Origin of the sequence: Leucobacter celer subsp. astrifaciens (assembly GCF_001273835.1) — a bacterium.
Lineage (GTDB): Bacteria > Actinomycetota > Actinomycetes > Actinomycetales > Microbacteriaceae > Leucobacter > Leucobacter celer.
This window is the reverse complement of the sequence record NZ_JHEI01000139.1, coordinates 1-14421: the sequence shown is the minus strand read 5'-3', so window position 1 is coordinate 14421 and position 14421 is coordinate 1. Positions and strand designations below refer to the sequence as shown.

Annotated in this window: 12 protein-coding genes and 2 riboswitches; of the genes, 7 read left to right on the top strand and 5 right to left on the bottom strand. The window is 68.3% G+C overall.

The window, feature by feature from the left end; all coding sequences use genetic code 11:
• Positions 1–35 precede the first annotated feature (35 nt).
• From gcvH to AMS65_RS12245, 4 genes are all read right to left on the bottom strand, one after another.
• Complete coding sequence (gcvH, locus tag AMS65_RS12260) at positions 36–413, bottom strand: glycine cleavage system protein GcvH (protein WP_053384466.1); 378 nt, start codon at positions 411–413, stop codon at positions 36–38.
• Between the two features lie 171 nt (positions 414–584).
• A complete protein-coding gene (gene gcvT / locus AMS65_RS12255; RefSeq protein WP_053384577.1) occupies positions 585–1697 on the bottom strand; it encodes a glycine cleavage system aminomethyltransferase GcvT in 1113 nt (370 codons plus the stop codon).
• 80 nt (positions 1698–1777) lie between these two features.
• Positions 1778–4654, bottom strand: coding sequence for an aminomethyl-transferring glycine dehydrogenase (gene gcvP, locus AMS65_RS12250; protein WP_053384465.1), 2877 nt, complete (start codon positions 4652–4654; stop codon positions 1778–1780).
• Between the two features lie 48 nt (positions 4655–4702).
• Positions 4703–4820, bottom strand: a riboswitch (glycine riboswitch).
• A riboswitch (glycine riboswitch) is annotated at positions 4821–4922 on the bottom strand.
• A 171-nt stretch (positions 4923–5093) separates the two neighbouring features.
• Positions 5094–6650, bottom strand: a complete 1557-nt coding sequence (locus AMS65_RS12245) for an amino acid permease (RefSeq protein WP_053384464.1) — start codon at positions 6648–6650, stop codon at positions 5094–5096.
• A gap of 262 nt (positions 6651–6912) precedes the next feature.
• Between AMS65_RS12245 and AMS65_RS12240 the strand changes: the two genes are divergently transcribed.
• From AMS65_RS12240 to AMS65_RS12220, 5 genes are all read left to right on the top strand, one after another.
• Positions 6913–8283 carry a glutamine synthetase family protein gene (locus tag AMS65_RS12240; protein WP_053384463.1) on the top strand — a complete coding sequence of 457 codons (1371 nt, stop codon included), beginning with the start codon at positions 6913–6915 and terminating at the stop codon, positions 8281–8283.
• On the top strand, positions 8264–9055 hold the full coding sequence (locus AMS65_RS12235; RefSeq protein WP_083451675.1) for a gamma-glutamyl-gamma-aminobutyrate hydrolase family protein: 792 nt from the start codon (positions 8264–8266) through the stop codon (positions 9053–9055). Before AMS65_RS12240 ends, AMS65_RS12235 begins: the two co-directional genes overlap by 20 nt.
• Positions 9052–10407 carry an aldehyde dehydrogenase family protein gene (locus tag AMS65_RS12230; protein ID WP_053384461.1) on the top strand — a complete coding sequence of 452 codons (1356 nt, stop codon included), beginning with the start codon at positions 9052–9054 and terminating at the stop codon, positions 10405–10407. Before AMS65_RS12235 ends, AMS65_RS12230 begins: the two co-directional genes overlap by 4 nt.
• Before the next feature lie 217 nt (positions 10408–10624).
• Entirely contained in the window at positions 10625–11416 is a 792-nt protein-coding gene (locus tag AMS65_RS12225; RefSeq protein WP_053384460.1) for a 3-oxoacyl-ACP reductase, read from the top strand.
• A gap of 226 nt (positions 11417–11642) precedes the next feature.
• Complete coding sequence (locus AMS65_RS12220; RefSeq protein WP_053384459.1) at positions 11643–12371, top strand: FadR/GntR family transcriptional regulator; 729 nt, start codon at positions 11643–11645, stop codon at positions 12369–12371.
• 159 nt (positions 12372–12530) lie between these two features.
• Here AMS65_RS12220 and AMS65_RS12215 read toward each other — a convergent pair whose 3' ends face one another.
• The gene (locus tag AMS65_RS12215) at positions 12531–12914 is read right to left on the bottom strand and encodes a hypothetical protein (RefSeq protein ID WP_053384458.1); all 384 of its coding nucleotides are present in this window, start codon (positions 12912–12914) and stop codon (positions 12531–12533) included.
• A 424-nt stretch (positions 12915–13338) separates the two neighbouring features.
• Between AMS65_RS12215 and AMS65_RS20350 the strand changes: the two genes are divergently transcribed.
• The gene (locus AMS65_RS20350) at positions 13339–13866 is read left to right on the top strand and encodes a hypothetical protein (protein ID WP_053384457.1); all 528 of its coding nucleotides are present in this window, start codon (positions 13339–13341) and stop codon (positions 13864–13866) included.
• Positions 13850–14188, top strand: a complete 339-nt coding sequence (locus AMS65_RS18780) for a DUF2185 domain-containing protein (protein ID WP_075200980.1) — start codon at positions 13850–13852, stop codon at positions 14186–14188. The genes AMS65_RS20350 and AMS65_RS18780 overlap by 17 nt, the downstream gene beginning before the upstream one ends.
• Positions 14189–14421: the final 233 nt, after the last annotated feature.

Sequence of the window (14421 nt, the reverse complement as noted above, 5' to 3'; positions counted from 1 at the left end):
GGTCCCTGCTCCCGGATCCGGATCCCGCGGCGCGGTTAGATCTCGGCCCCGTTGTCGGCCGCGTACTGCTCAGCGCTCAGCAGCGGGCCCTCCTCGGAGACGGCGACGCGGAACAGCCAGCCCTCGCCGTAGGGATCGGAGTTGATGAGTGCGGGATCTCCCACCGCGGTCTCGTTGACCTCGACGACCTCGCCGGCGACGGGCGAGAAGAGCTCCGACACCGACTTCGTCGACTCGACCTCGCCCACCACCTGTCCGACGGTGATGCTCGTTCCGACCTCGGGCAGATCGACGTAGACGATCTCGCCGAGAGCGTCGGCCGCCACCTCGCTGATGCCGACCGTCGCGGGGGTGCCGCCGTCGATCCACTCGTGCTCTGCCGAGTAGCGCAGTCCGGTCTGTACCTTGCTCATGATGTGCTCTTCTTTCTCTTGCTGTTCATGTTCGGGGTGGTGGTTTCGCCGGTTGAGCGAGCGTCAGCGAGTCGAAGCCGCGGAGCCGATGGTTTCGACTCGTCGCTTCGCTCCTCGCTCAACCGGCGGGGCGCAGGTTCGCTCAACCGGCGGGGCGCGCTCAGTCGGTCGCTACTGCGCGCGCCGGTAGAACGGCAGAGCGACCACCTCGAAGGGCTCCGCCTTGCCGCGCAGGTCGACCTCGAGCTGCGTGCCGACCTCTGCGTACTCGGGCGAGACGTAGGCGATCGCGACCGGGTACCCCAGCGTGGGGCTGGGCTGGCCGCTCGTGATGCGGCCGACCACCTGCCCGCCCGAGAGCACCGAGTAGCCGGCGCGGCCAGCACGGCGTCCCGCGCCCTTGAGGCCGACCAGCGTCATCTCGGCGGTCGCCTCCCGGCGGGCTTCCAGGGCATCGCGGCCCACGAAGCGCTCCTCCTTCTTGAACGAGACGATCGGCCCGAGACCGGCCTCGAAGGGCGTGACCTCGAGACTCAGCTCGTTGCCGTAGAGCGGCATGCCGGCCTCGAGACGCAGGGAGTCGCGCGAGGCGAGGCCCGCGGGGATGAGCCCGTGGGCCTCCCCGGACTCGAGCAGCAGGCTCCAGAGCTCGGCGACGCGATCGTTGGGAACGAAGAGCTCGAAGCCGTCCTCGCCCGTGTACCCAGTGCGTGCCAGGAGAACGTCGATATCCCGGACCCTCACCGCCACCCAGGCGTAGTACTTCAGCTCGGTCACCGCGTCGCGATCCCCCTCGGCCACGACGTCGAGCAGGATCCGCTCGGCGGCCGGACCCTGCACCGCGACGAGGCTCGTCTCCGCCGAGGCGTCGGTCACCTCGACGTCGAAGCCGGCGGCGCGCTCCGCGAGCAGCCCCGCGACCGTCTCCGCGTTGCCCGCGTTCGGCACCACCAGGTAGCGGTTATCGGCGACGCGGTAGACGATGAGGTCGTCGATGATCCCACCGCCCTCGTCGCAGATGAGCGAGTACTTGGCCTTGCCCACCGCGATCACGGCGAGATTGCCGACGAGCGCGGTGTTGAGGAAGGCCGCGGCGTCGGGACCGGAGACCCACACCTCGCCCATGTGGGAGAGGTCGAAGAGGCCGGCGGCTTCGCGCACGGCCCGGTGCTCGGCCAGCTCGGAGCCGTACTTCAGCGGCATGTCCCAGCCCCCGAAGTCGGTGAAGGATGCGCCGAGCTTCGCGTGCTCGTCGTAGAGCGCGGTGCGCTTGGGGTCAGTCATCGTGCCTTCTCTCGTCTTCAACTCGGTCGTGCAGTCGGGTTTCGACTCGCTGCGCTCGCTCAGCCTGCGGTCGACGCGCCTCAAGCGGCTCCGCCGCTGTGACCCGCATCGACTGCGAACGCCTCGGGAGCCGGGCAGGAGCAGATCAGGTTGCGGTCGCCGTGCGCGCCGTCGATGCGGCCGACCGGCGGGAAGTACTTGTCGACGCGCAGCGAGGCGACCGGGAAGGCGGCCTGCTCGACCGGGTAGGGGCGCTCCCAGTCGCTCGACACCACCGCGGCGGCGGTGTGCGGGGCGCGGCGCAGCGGCGAATCCTCGAGCGGGAAGTCACCCGCGGCGACCTGATCGATCTCGCGGCGGATCGCGACCATCGCCTCGATGAAGCGCTCGAGCTCGCCGAGGTCCTCGGACTCGGTGGGCTCGACCATCAGCGTGCCCGCGACGGGGAACGCGAGCGTCGGCGCGTGGAAGCCGAAGTCGATGAGGCGCTTCGCCACATCCTCGGCGGTGACGCCGGTCTTCGCCGTGAGCTCGCGCAGGTCGAGGATGCACTCGTGCGCCACGAGCCCGCTCTCACCGGTGAACAGCACGGGGAAGTGATCCCGCAGCCGCGAGGCGATGTAGTTCGCCCCCAGCAGCGCATGCCGGGTGGCCCGGGTGAGCCCGTCGGCGCCGAGCATCGCGATGTACGCCCACGAGATCGGCAGCACCCCGGCGGAGCCGAAGAGCGTCGCGACCACAGGGATCCCGTCGCGCACCGTGTAGCCGCCGGTCGGGTCGCCCGGCAGATACGGCAGCAGGTGCTCGGCGACCGCCACCGGACCCACGCCCGGGCCACCGCCGCCGTGCGGGATCGCGAAGGTCTTGTGCAGGTTGAGGTGCGAGACGTCGCCGCCGAACTCGCCCGGCTTCGCGAGCCCGACGAGAGCGTTCATGTTGGCGCCGTCGATGTACACCTGCCCGCCGGCCTCGTGGATCTTCTCGCAGACCTCGCGCACGTCGACGTCGTACAGGCCGTACGTCGACGGGTAGGTGATCATGATGGCGGCGAGCGCGTCGCGGTGCTCCGCGATCTTCGCGTCGAGGTCGTCGAGGTCGATCGTGCCGGCGTCGGTGTTCTTCACCACGACGACTTTCATGCCCGCGAGCACGGCCGAGGCGGCGTTGGTGCCGTGGGCCGAGGCGGGGATGAGGCAGACGTCTCGCTGCGCGTCGCCGTTCGCGAGGTGGTAGCCGCGGATGGCGAGGAGGCCCGCGTACTCTCCCTGCGATCCCGCATTGGGCTGCAGCGAGACCCCGGCGTAGCCGGTGATCTCGACGAGGCGCCCCTCGAGGTCGGTGATGAGCTCGCGCCAGCCGGCGCTCTGGTGATCGGGCACGTAGGGATGGATCCCTGCGAACTCGGGCCAGGAGATCGATTCCATCTCGGCCGTCGAGTTGAGCTTCATGGTGCAGGATCCGAGCGGGATCATGGTGCGGTCGAGCGCGAGGTCACGGCCCGAGAGACGGCGCAGATAGCGCAGCATCTGGGTCTCGGATCGCACCGAGTTGAAGATGGGGTGCGTGAGGTAATCGCTCTCGCGCACGAGGCCGGACGCGAAGCCGTACTCCCCCGGAGAAACCGGTTCGACGCCGGACGCCCCGAAGACGCCCGCGAGCGTCTCGACGATCTCGTCCGTCGTGGTCTCGTCGGTGGAGATGCCCACGGTGTCGCCGTCGATGCGGCGCAGGTTGATCCCGGCGACCTCGGCGTCGGCGATGACCCGCTCGGCGCGGCCGGGCACCTTCGCCACGATGGTGTCGAAGAACTCGGTGTGCGCGAGCTCGATGCCGGCGGCGGTCAGCGCCGCGGCGAGCGTGCGCGCGTGCGCGTGGGTGCGCTCGGCGATCGCCTTCAGCCCGGCGGGTCCGTGGTAGACGGCGTACATCGAGGCGGTGATCGCGAGCAGCGCCTGCGCGGTGCAGATGTTGCTCGTGGCCTTCTCGCGGCGGATGTGCTGCTCGCGCGTCTGCAGTGCGAGGCGGTAGGCGGGGGTGCCGGCGTCGTCCTTGGAGACGCCCACGAGGCGCCCCGGCATGGAGCGCTCGAGGCCCGCCCGGATGGCCATGTAGGCCGCGTGCGGGCCGCCGAAGAAGAGCGGCACCCCGAAGCGCTGGGTGTTGCCCACGGCGATGTCGGCGCCCTGCTCGCCGGGAGGGGTGATGAGCGTGAGCGCGAGCAGGTCGGCGACGACGGTGACCATCGCACCGCGCTCCTTCGCCTCGGCGATGATCGCGGTGTGATCCACCACCGCTCCGTCGTCGCCCGGCTGCTGCAGCACGATGCCCGACATGTCGCCCTCGGGCAGCCCGTTCGAGAGGTCCGCGACCTCGACCTCGAAGCCGAGCGTCTCGGCGCGGCCCTGGATCACCGCGATCGTCTGCGGGAACAGGTTCGCGTCGACGACGGTCTTCGCCGATCCCTGGGCCCGATTGGCGCGGCGCATGAGCAGCACGGCCTCTGCCGCGGCCGACGACTCGTCGAGCAGCGACGCATTGGCGATGGGCAGCGCGGTGAGATCGGAGACCATCGTCTGGAAGTTCAGCAGCGCCTCGAGCCGGCCCTGCGAGATCTCGGGCTGGTAGGGCGTGTAGGCGGTGTACCAGGCGGGGTTCTCGAGCACCTTGCGCAGCACGATCGGCGGCGTGATCGTGCCGTAGAAGCCCTGACCGATCATCTGCGTCTTCACCACGTTGCGGCCCGCGATCTCACGGAGCCGGGCGAGCGCGCCCTGCTCGGAGAGCGGCGCCGGCAGGTCGAGCGGCCGGTCGACACGGATGTCGGCCGGCACCGCTGCGTCGACGAGCGCATCAACGCTCGGGAAGCCGAGCTGGCCCAGCATCCGTTCGATGTCGGCGCTCGCGGTCACGCCGATGTGTCGGTCGGCGAATACGGCTGCTTTCGGTGCAATGCTCAAGAGGATCTCCGTGGTGGGATCGCGCGGGCGCGCGTATTGACGTGGGATCCTCCCCGCTCTGTTACGGAACCTGAGAGATTCAGACGCTCCGCTTGTCGCACGCGGGGCGCCCTTGCACCGTCGGTGAGCGCGGATCCACGGGATCCGCGCTGCTTTCCAGAGTTGCCGCGCTGCAGCGGTACGGGGGCCTGAGAGATTCCCGGGGAGGGTTTGCTCCTACGGCGCCGGGTCGCAGTGCTGCGATCCCGAGCTCTCCCGCCACAGCTTGGTGGCCGATATTCAAGAGTGCGCCCAGCTTACCAGGCTCTGCGGCGTTTCGGTCGGGGCCGAGTCGTCCCGCCGGGTGGACAAGCAGCGGTCGAGCGAGCGGGCGAGTCGGAACCAGATCTCGGATCCCTCGGTTTCGACTCGCTCCGCTCGCTCAACCGGCGGGTGCCGCCTACTTCGGCTCGGGCTCGTCGACGCCGTCCATCGCGAGGAGCTCCTCCTCGACCCGGCCGCCGTAGCCCTCGCGCTCCGGATCGCCGTGCAGGCCGCCCGAGACCGCGTACTCCTCCTCCGGAGACAGGATGAGGTGGTGTCGGCCGTAGAAGCCGAACACGAGCAGCGCGACGACGTAGACGATCACGATCGCCACGATCGCGGGGCGGAAGGTCTCGTTCAGCAGGAAGCCGAGGAAGATGAGAGCCGAGATCAGGGCGGCCGCGATGGCGCCGAATCGGCCCCAGGGGCTGCGGTACGGGCGCTTGGCATCGGGATACTTCTTACGCAGGATCAGGAAGGAGATCATCTGCATGAAGTAGGCGAGCACGGCGCCCCAGACCGCGATGTTCAGCACGACCGCACCCGCGACGCCGCCATCGCCGCCCGTGGCATCGACGACCAGCAGCGCGGCGAATCCGATGAGCGCGCCCGCGAGGAGCGCAACCCACGGTGTCTGGCGCCGACCGGTCAACGAGAGGAACTTCGGGTAGTAGCCGGCGCGCGACAGCGAGTACATGTTGCGGCCATAGGCGAACATGATGCCCTGCAGCGAGGCGAGCAGGCCGAGGAGGGCGAAGAGCGCGAGCACCCCGGCCACCCAGGCGAGCTCCTCGCCGACGATCACCCGGAAGCCGTCGAGCAGCGGCTCGCCGGCCACTCCCGTCGCCTCGGATCCGAGCACCGCGGTGTTCAGGAAGAGCACGAGCAGACCCGTGAAGATGAGGGTGCCGCGCGCCCAGACGCCGGCGCGGGGGATGTCGCGCACCGGATCGTGCGATTCCTCGGCGGCGAGCGGCAGCTCCTCGATCCCGAGGAAGAGCCACATGGCGAAGGGGAGGGCGAAGAGGATCGGCAGCACGCCGTGCGGCAGGAAGGCCGTCTGGCCCGGATCCGGCACGATGTCGAAGAGGCTGCCCCAGTCGGCCGCACCGCTCACGAGCGCCATGATGCCGAAGAGCACGAGCACGCCGATGGAGATCACCGACACGATGATGGCGAACTTCAGCGAGATCGCGGCTCCGGCGGTGTTCAGGCCCACGAAGGCCGCGTAGAGGATCACCCACCACAGCCAGTTGGGCAGCGTGAAGCCCATGAGCGACTCGGTGACGCCGTTCGCGTAGGCGGCCGAGAAGTAGACGATGACCGCCGTGGTCGCGACGTACTCGATCGTCTCGGCGAGGCCGGTGACGAATCCGCCCCAGGGCCCCATCGCCGCCCGACCGAAGGAGTAGGCGCCTCCGGTGTGCGGCATGGCTGCCGCCATCTCGCCGATCGAGAAGACCAGGCCGTAGTACATCACGACGAGGATCGCGAAGGCGATGAGCATGCCGCCGAAGCCCGCGGCATCGATTCCGAAGTTCCAGCCCGAGAAGTTGCCCGAGATCACCGCACCGACGGCGAGGCCCCAGAGGCCCCAGATCCCGGCGGAGCGCTTGAGCTTCCGCTTCTCGAAATATCCCGACTCGGCAGTCGTGTAGGTGACTCCCGAGACTTTCAGCGTGTCCTTGGCCATTCCGGCCTCCCTCACTTCGTCGTGAATCGCAGTGGTCCGCTGCGAGCGCGCCCGCGATGACGCGGCGTACGTCAACCGACTATAGTGAATTCAATGGTCGAATCAACTACCTTTTGAAAATTCTTTTCCATTCAGTCCACGCCACCATGAACAATCACAAGCGGGACTTGTCAGGACGAGGATCACCGCTAAGGTCTTTAATCAGACCATAAAGCGAAAACCACGTGAACGCGACACCCTCAGAGCCGAGGAGGAGCACTGTATGTCCCCAGCGAGCGGAAACCTGACCCCCGAGCAACTGCGCGAGGCGGTGGCGAGCGGCGAGATCGACACCGTCATCGTCGCCTTCACCGACATGCAGGGCCGGCTGGTGGGCAAGCGGGTCTCCGCCCGGCTGTTCCTCGAGGACGTGATGGAGCACGGGGCCGAGTGCTGCAACTATCTGCTCGCGGTCGATGTGGAGCTCAACACCGTCGACGGCTATGCACTCACCAGCTGGGAGAGCGGCTACGGCGACATGGCGATGATCCCGGATCTCTCGACCCTGCGCCGCACCCCGTGGCTGCCCGGTACCGCGCTCGTCATCGCCGACCTCACGACCGCGAACGACCACACGCCGATCCCGGTGTCGCCGCGGGCGATCCTGCAGCGCCAGGTCGACCGCCTCGCCGAGCGCGACCTCGTGCCCTACGTCGGCACCGAACTCGAGTTCCTCGTCTTCGACGACGACTACCGCACGGCCTGGAGGAGCGGCTACCGCGATCTCACCCCGTCGACCGACTACAACACCGACTACGCGCTGCAGGCATCCACGCGCCTCGAGCCGCTGCTGCGCGACATCCGCAACTCGATGGACGCCGCCGGCATGTACTGCGAGGGGGTGAAAGGCGAGTGCAACCTCGGGCAGCAGGAGATCGCCTTCCGCTACGCGCAGGCGGTCCCCACCTGCGACAACCACTCCATCTACAAGAGCGGGTCGAAGGAGATCGCCGACGCGCACGGCAAGAGCATCACCTTCATGGCCAAGTTCAACGAGCGCGAGGGCAACAGCTGCCACGTGCACGCGAGCCTGCGCAGCACGGCGGGCGAGCCCGTCTTCGCCGATCCCGACACCCCCGACGGCATGTCGAAGATGTTCCGGCACTTCATCGCCGGCCAGCTCGCCGCCATGCGGGAGTTCACCCTCCTCTACGCCCCCAACATCAACTCGTACAAGCGCTTCGTCGAGGGCAGCTTCGCCCCGACTGCGGTGGCGTGGGGCCACGACAATCGCACCTGCGCGCTGCGCGTCGTCGGCCGCGGCCACGGCATGCGCGTCGAGAACCGGGTGCCGGGCGGCGACGTGAACCAGTACCTGGCGGTGGCCGGCATGCTCGCGGCGGGCCTCGCCGGCATCGAGCGCGAGCTCGAGCTCGGCGATCCGCTCACGGGCAACGCCTACGCGAGCGACATCGATCGCGTGCCGACCACGCTGCGCGAGGCGGCCGACCTCTTCGAGCGGTCGGAACTGGCCCGCGAGGTCTTCGGCGACGAGGTCGTCGAGCACTACGTCCACGCCGCTCGCATCGAGGTGCAGGCCTACGACGCGGCGGTCACCGATTGGGAGAGGGTGCGTGGTTTTGAACGGCTCTGATCGACACGACCCTGGCGAGCGCGGCGCCGATGCGGGCGACGCCCCCGTCATCGGCATCACCAGCTACCTCGAGCAGGCGCGAACCGGGGTCTGGGATGTGCGCGCATCCTTCCTCCCCCAGGTGTACCTCGACGGGGTGACCGAGGCCGGCGGGATCGCCCTCGTACTGCCGCCGCAACCGATCGACGCCGAGGCGGCGCGGCGCATCGTATCGGCCCTCGACGGGATCGTCCTCTCGGGCGGAGCCGACATCGATCCCGCGCGGTACGGGCAGGATCCGCACGAGCGCACCGGCGCGCCCCGCAGCGACCGCGACGCCTTCGAGGGCGCGCTGCTCGAGGCCGCCCTCGAGGCGGAGCTGCCGTTCCTCGGCATCTGCCGCGGCGCGCAGATGCTCAACGTCGAACTCGGGGGCACGCTGATCCAGCATCTCCCCGATGTCGTCGGCGACGATCGCTACCAGCTCGGCAACGGCGTCTTCAATCCGATCGACGTGGAGGTGACCGAGGGATCCCGGATCGCCGAGGTGCTCGGCGAGGATCGCGGCGCCCGCGCCCACCTCTACCATCACCAGGGGATCGGGGAGGTCGGCGAGGGGCTCGAGGTCACGAGCCGCACCGCCGACGGCATCATCGAGTCGCTCGAACTCCCCTCGGCCCCCTTCGGGATCGCCGTGCAGTGGCACCCCGAGGAGAACCGCGACGACCGCAGGCTCTTCGCGGGCCTCGTCGCGGCGGCCAGAACCCACCGTCTCGCAAAGGAGCAGCCATGAGCTACACCGTCGTCAACCCGGCCGATGAGACCGAGGTCATCGAGGTCGAGCACCTGAACATCGAGCAGACCGATGTCGCCATCGCCGAGGCCGTGCGTGCTCAGCGCGAGTGGGCGCGGGTGGCGCCGGCCGATCGGGCCAAGGCGCTGCGGCGCTTCGCCGACGCCGTCGACGCCGACATCGAGCATCTCGCACGGCTCGAGACCACGAACTCCGGGCACCCGATCACGCAGTCGCGCTGGGAGGCGGGGCACGTGCGCGACGTGCTCGAGTACTACTCCGCCTCTCCCGAACGCCTCATCGGGCAGCAGATCCCGGTGGCCGGCGGCCTCGACGTCACCTTCCACGAGCCGCTCGGCGTGGTCGGCGTCATCACGCCGTGGAACTTCCCCATGACCATCGCCGCGTGGGGCTTCGCCCCCGCGCTCGCGGCGGGCAACGCCGTGGTGCTGAAACCCGCGGAGTGGACGCCGCTCACCAGCCTCCGACTCGGCGAGCTGGCACTCGAGTCGGGCCTGCCCGAGGGTCTCTTCCAGGTGCTCGCCGGGCGCGGATCGGTGGTCGGTGAGCGCTTCGTCACGAACCCCGACGTACGCAAGGTCGTGTTCACCGGCTCGACCGCGGTGGGCAAGCGCATCATGGCCGGTTGCGCCGAGCAGGTGAAGCGCGTCACGCTCGAGCTCGGCGGCAAGAGCGCCAACATCGTGTTCGACGACGCCGACATCGAGAAGGCCGCGGCCACCGCTCCCTACGCGGTCTTCGACAACGCCGGGCAGGACTGCTGCGCACGCAGCCGGCTGCTCGTGCAGCGCAGCGTCTACGACCGCTTCATGGAGCACTTCGAGCAGGCCGTCCAGGGCGTCAGGGTGGGCGATCCCACGCACGAGGACACCGAAGTGGGCCCGCTCGTCACGCTCGCGCACCGCGACAGCGTCGCGTCCTTCCTCACCGATGACGTGCGGATCGCGTTCCGCGGCTCGGCTCCCAGCGGGCCGGGCGCCTGGTTCGCGCCGACCGTGGTCGAGGGCTCCCCCGGCGACCGCCTCTCGCGCGAGGAGGTCTTCGGCCCCGTCGTGTCGGTGATCCCGTTCGAGGACGAGGCCGACGCGCTGCGCATCGCCAACGACACCGAGTACGGGCTCAGCGGTTCGATCTGGACGCGGGATCTCGCCCGCGGCATCCGCGCGGCGCGCGGCGTCGAGGGCGGCAATCTCTCCGTCAACTCGCACTCCTCGGTGCGCTACTCGACGCCCTTCGGCGGATTCAAGCAGTCCGGGCTCGGCCGCGAGCTGGGCCCCGACGCCGCCGAGCACTTCACCGAGACGAAGAACGTGTTCTTCGCCACCGACTGATCCACCGCTGGTTGAGCGAGCGCAGCGAGTCGAAAACCACGGTCCTCGATTTCGACTCGTCGCTCCGCTCCTCGCTCGACCAGCGGAGCCCCCAACCCGTCATCCTGCGCGAAGTCGCAGCCTCATCCGTCATCCTGCGCGAGCGCCAGCGAGTCGCAGGATCCACCACCCCAGAATCTGCGACTCCGCGCAGCACGACGACACCGAAGGACACACCATGAGCGACATCACCCCCATCGACCTCACCCAGCGTCTCGCCGGCAAGGTCGCCGTCATCACCGGCGGCGGCAGCGGCATCGGCCTCGCCACGGCCAGGCGCATGCGCGCCGAGGGCGCGACGATCGTCATCGGCGACATGGATCCCGTGGGCGGTGAGGCCGCGGCGGCGGCGGTCGGCGGCCTCTTCGTGCAGGTCAATGTCACCGACGAGGATCAGGTGGACAACCTCTTCGACACGGCCGCACGAGAGTACGGCTCGGTCGACATCGCGTTCAACAACGCCGGTATCTCCCCCGACGATGACGACTCCATCGAGATCACCGAGCTGCCGGCGTGGCAGAAGGTGCAGGACGTCAATCTGAAGAGTGTGTATCTGTGCTCGCGCGCAGCGCTGCGTCACATGACGAAGCAGGGCAGCGGATCGATCATCAACACGGCCTCGTTCGTCGCAGTGATGGGCTCCGCGACCTCCCAGATCTCGTACACTGCGTCGAAGGGCGGTGTGCTCGCGATGACCCGCGAGCTGGGCGTGCAGTTCGCCAGGCAGGGCATCCGGGTCAACGCGCTGTGCCCGGGGCCCGTGAACACCCCGCTGCTGCAGGAGCTGTTCGCGAAGGATCCCGAGCGCGCCGCGCGCCGCCTCGTGCATGTGCCGGTCGGCCGCTTCGCGCGTCCCGAGGAGCTCGCGGCCTCGGTCGCCTTCCTCGCGAGCGATGACGCCTCGTTCATCACGGCGTCGACCTTCCTCGTCGACGGCGGCCTCACGAGCGCGTATACGACCCCGCTCTGAGCGCGGCTCCGGCGCCGCGCGAGCACCGCACCGAGGGGCTCCCCTCCCCGCATCCTCGCCCTCCGTTGTTTCGGCTCTCACCGTTCATTCGGACCGTAACCCGCCGATCCATCCGAATGAACGGTGAGAGCCGAAATACGCGGCAGGACCCCCAGGGCCGTTGAGGCACGATCCCGGAGCCCAGACGAGCCGCACTAGACTCGGCACACCACCCGAGAGGAAAGCCATGCACGTACCGTCCGAGGGCATCGAACTGCTCATCGGGGCCGTGCGTCCGAGCAATGCCTACGAGGAGACCATCAGACGGCTGCTGCAATCCATCCGCCTCGGGTTGATCCCACCCGGTGACCGGTTGCCCGCGGAGCGCGAGCTCGCGAGCATGCTGAAGGTGAGCCGGGACACCGTGCGCGACGCGCTCGCCACGCTCGCCGACGCCGGGTACGTGGTCTCACGTCGCGGCCGCTACGGCGGCACCTTCGTGGTCGATGAGCTGCCCAGCCCCACCGCGCTGCGCACCGAGCGGGCCGAGCTCGGCGAGGACGAGATCGAGGACACGACCGTGCTGCGACGGGTGCTCGAGGTGGGTGCTGCACGCGAGGCTGCCGGGCGGGATCTGAGCGCCGAGGATCGCACCGCGCTGGTGCGCGCGCTCGAGGAGTGCGCGGCGGCCGACGTCTCGGACCACCGGCGGCTCGACTCGCGGCTGCACCTGCTGATCGCCGAGCTCTCGGGATCCCCGAGTCTGGTGCCCCTCGTGGCGAATCTGCGGTCGCGTGTCAACGCCCTGCTCGACGACATCCCCGTGCTGGCCCCGAATCTCGCCCACTCGCACGCGCAGCACGAGGCGATCGTCTCGGCGATCCTGGCGGGCCGATCCGAATCGGCCGCCGAGGCCATGCGCGAGCACATCGAGGGATCGGCCGCACTGCTGCGCGGCTTCCTGTCGTCCCGCTAGGGCCGCGCTCCCCACCGCTCTCCGCGCTCGAAACCGACTCCATTGCATCAAACTGAGTGAGCTACCGGCTCTGGAAGACTCGGGCTCGCGCACTGGGCTCGGTCTCGAGCGGGGGCCTCAGCCGGCTGTGCTCGATCGACGTGCAGCGCGAATCAGGCCTCACCCTCGGTCCGGGTCGGTGTTCGGCGTCACGATGCTGAAGCTGATGGACTGAGCGTGAGGGGGAGGCACGGTGTAGACCTCGACCGCGAGGGTGTACGCACCTCGCCGGTAGTCACGCGTGAAACTCTCCTTGCCTGGAGGGAACTCACGTGCACGATCGCGCTGCCAGCCCTGCTCCTCGAGCCAGGGTTCCAAGTCATCAGCCAGCTGGGCCGGCGTCCGCGGCCCATCGGGAAGCAACGAAACGATCTGATCCCAGTAGTAGTACTTCGGCCAATCCTCGTACAGGTCGCTCGCCTGCCGAGACCCGCCCAGATTCTGAGTGACGTTCTCCACCTCGGCCTCGGGGATCTGCACGATGATCTCAGCCCCCCCACGCATCGGCCTGCTCGACGTACTCTCTCAACTGAGCTTCCTGCGACGCCACCCGTTCCACCTCTCGCTGCTCCGACGTGCACCCCGAAAGCGACCCCGCGACCGCGACCGCGACCAGCACGCTTACGACCAGCCTCCTGCGAACTCTCATCTCGGCACCTCCTCAAGATCCAGCGGGGAGATCAATTCCTCCTCTCCCACGCGCGCGGGTCGGGGTGCGGCTCGGGTTCCGCGGCGAGTCGCACCGAACGTCTTCACGTCTTCCGACGTCTCCTCCGAGCGCACATCGGTTGATGACGCGCAGGCACGGCTCGACGCCGCGAAGAAGCTCGTGTGGGAGGCCAAGGAGGTACATTAACCCTGATCACTACGTTCCACAGACGCCAGCCTCTAATAGAAGCCACAAGTATGAGTAGCGAGGAAGGTCTTCATGGCTAGTCTCGGAGTCACCGCGCTCACGCAGTCGGCGGCGGATTTTCGCGCGGTTTTCTCACCTGAGCTAGCAAACAGCCTCGACACTTTGGGAACCCCCGTCCTGGCCCAGGCGTTGGCGAACACCTCGCCCGACGCTCGCTACGAGATCGCGAACCTCCTGCTGGACCACGGCGCAAGGGCCGACTTCGCCGCAGGCGAGGACGAAGAACCTCCTCTGAGGATCCTACTCGGGGCCGCACGGCACGACATCGAGCAGACGACAGCGCTCGTCCGGCGACTCATCGCCGCCAGCGCGAACGTGAACTCCCGATCACGCCGCGGCGACGGAATACTCGACAGCTTGATGCTCATGGGTTCTGATGAAACGGAACTCCTGCCGCTGTACGACCTCGTTTTCCAGCAGGGTCTGTCTGGTCTGGAAACGCCGAACAGAGCAGGACTGCTCCCCCTGCAGCGGGCAGAGACTCGCGGCCGTGTCGAACTTGCCGGAAGGATCAAAGCCGCTCTTGAACACGAAAACTAACGAATTCATCGAAGGTGCCGGAGGGGTACTCGCGTCGCGGCGTATTCTCGCAGGAGAAGGGCTTCTGAAATGGGCGTTCCGCGAAGCGCCCGTGAATCCTGCGGACAACGGGTGGCGATTTCTCGCCGAGGAAGACGACGATACCTACATCAATACACCCGGCAATCTCGTCGTCGTTGATTTCAACACAGTTGCGGCAATTGAACCAGCCGTCATCAGTATCTACCTCCTTCCCATCGGCTCGGACCTGCAGCTCGTCGAAGAGCGGACCGGGCGACTTGTGTTCTATGACAACAGAACACAACAACCGCTTTCTGAGTAGCTCGATATTTGCAGTTCTACACTGATACGTATGTTGCCAGCAGGAGACCTACCTGTCTGCCCGGACTCTGCTCAGGTGCACTCCGATGAGTGATCGACCGTCGATTCGTGCGAAGGACTGGCGCGAGCTGAGCACGCGCGTCAGCCCGGACATCGTCGCAGGCTTCGACGTCGCGGGGATCGCGGGCCTGACGAAGCCGCAGCAGAAGCTGATGCCCCCCCCCCCCCCCCCCC